Consider the following 2,532-nt stretch of genomic DNA (forward strand, 5'->3'; position numbering starts at 1 on the left):
GAGGCCATCATCCCGATGGATCAACGGCCAATCATGCACTAACTTTTAAAATGGACCACTCAAGTGGGGCTGCTCACGTTCGCTGCCTTCCAATGAACCATTTGGGATAGACCAGTTCGATCATCCGCCGAGCCACCACCTGAGATTTCCTGACAAACCCACTTACCACTGCAACCTGAAATCTTGGCGCAGCACGAAGTCGGAGAGACCCGAGACCGATGCACTGCCTTCCAGCATGCCGCCCCAGAGTCGCTTACGATAACTGAACGACAGCGCACCCGAACGGAACCCTTGGGCCTGCTCTGTTTCAAGCCCGATGGCATAGCCAAATCCGCTGTTGTTTTCGTGGCCAATGATGTCCAGCGATCCACCGAAGCCGCAAGCTGCGTCGAAGTTACCGATCGCCTTGTAGCACGAGAACCGCGGAGCAACGTAGATGGTCACGTTTTCGTTCTTTGTGGGAATTGCCAAGTCCAATTCACCATAGATTCGACCTCCGTTCATTGCCTGCATATCGAAGCTGCTGCTCTGGGAAAGAGCTGACTGCGTCGCTGTCAAGCTTACCCGGCCACCCGGCGAGTACGACAGGTCGATTCCGGCGCGAGGGGACAGCGTAAGGTTCTTGAACTCGGTTTGCCCAGACAAGGCCATGCCGGCAAAACCTGCATAATAGTTGTAGTGCCCGCTTGCATTGATCGCTCCGTTTGCCCGGGCGAAATTCAGATCGAACTTGTGATGTCCGGCCGCAAGCCCAGCGTAGTAGTCGAAGTAAAGATCATCGCGAAGCCACTTGGCGCCATAGATCCCGCCAAAGACACCCGCCCCGCGAATGTCGCCATCAGCCGCCCCGGAAACATCGCTGCGGCTGCCATAAGCGCCTAGGAAATAGCCCCGCACATGGTCTTCGGTGACGAATTTTTCGCGGCGGTACGACAGGTTGAACATACCCTGAGTGATGTCTCTATCGGTTTTCAGAACCCTGACTTCGCCTTCGACAATCGTCCAGGTGTCTGTTGAACAGTCATAAATTTCGCGTTTCGACGTACGGTCGAAATTCACCCCGTAGTCATTTGCCGAGAAATTCATGTTTCTGTCCGCGTTATCGCTGTCACGACACTCTGATGCATGAAGATCTTCTTCAATGGCCATGAATTCGACCCGCCGGTTGCGCGCCATCCCTTCCGGAGTGTCATTGGACGCAATCGGGCGGGATTCACCGTAGCCGCGCGCGACGAACCCGGTCGTATCGACCTCACGCTCCTTGAGCGCCGCGATGACGGCAATGACGCGCCGTTCGCTGAGATCCTGATTGTAAGCCTCACTCGCGCGCCAGTCAGTATGGCCGGCGACCACGAAACTGCTTCCCGAACACGTACCCAAGATCTCGGCGATTTCATCCAGAACAGGATAGCTTTCAGGCTTGATGATATCCTTGTCCGTATCGAAGTGGATGTTATCCCGCTCCAGAACGTTGTTCACAGCCCGCATGCACGCGCCAGAATCCCGTGACTTCAGCCGGTCAAGCGCGCCGGACGAAAAGCCTTCCATCCGATTGCTCAGCTGGGTCATGGTTGTCGCCAGGTCGTCTTCCAGGATTTCGCGCACATCATCCTCGACCGAACCAAGCAGGTCACGGTCAAGTGGAATGTGGTTGTGCACGATTCCGTTTGATGTACCTGCCGCGTTGCCGGGATCGAATGAGAAATTGAAGTCGAGATAGTAGGTCGTCGAACCCGCCGCTGGAGCCGCATTGGGGACGATCTGAACCACACCGCCACCAAGACCGGAGTTGTACACACCTGCCGCCGGCTGAATGGCCTCCGATTGGAAGATATAACTCGGATGGGCAACCCTGATCGAATAGGCGCCACTTTGAGCAATCAGAGGATCCAGAAAGAAGCTATAGGCTCCGCTAGATCCGGTGACAGTATTGTTCAGGTCACCTACGACGCCGTTCAGCCACGCGTCGGGCACAGGCGTTCCGTTGTGCAACAACGTAACAGTCGCACCGGCAATCGGAGCCATAGACTGTGAGTCATAGATGACGCCGGCCGGGTCTAGAAGGATGGCATCCTGTGCTGCTTCCACTTTCCCGCCCTTAACCTCGATGCCTGTGATCTGGTTTGCCACGTTGCTGTAGTCATCGCTTTCTGCGACTGCTGTAGAGCCTTCACCGGTCGTATTCACAAACTCGACCGTGTACTTGCCTGGTGCGACACCCTCGAAGGTATAGTCTCCGTTTGAGCCCGTTGTCGTCGATGCCACCTGAAGGCCAGTCTCCTCGTCAATCAGGTTCACAACGACCCCTGCGTGCCCAGAAACGTAACGCGTGACACGGCCTTCGATCGCACCCACCTCGACGCGCACCGGAACCGTGATCTCGGCCGTGGCGCAGTTCTCGGGGTTCAGGATCTCGCAGATCTCATAGGCCACTACATAGCTGCCCGCCGGGGTGCCAGCCGCAACTGTCACCAGACCGGTCGCCGGATCCAGGCTCAGACCGCTGACCACATCGCCGGTGAGGGCATCGGT

General features: G+C 56.6%; 1 protein-coding gene. It reads right to left on the reverse strand.

Features of this window, described 5'->3' with window-relative positions; translation table 11 throughout:
• Nucleotides 1-162 precede the first annotated feature (162 nt).
• Nucleotides 163-2,532 (reverse strand): OmpA family protein (locus FOY56_RS23265; protein ID WP_146348529.1); only part of this gene is annotated, 2,370 nt, incomplete at its 5' end.

The sequence above is a fragment of the Falsiphaeobacter marinintestinus genome, from assembly GCF_007923355.1.
Lineage (GTDB): Bacteria > Pseudomonadota > Alphaproteobacteria > Rhodobacterales > Rhodobacteraceae > Phaeobacter_A > Phaeobacter_A marinintestinus.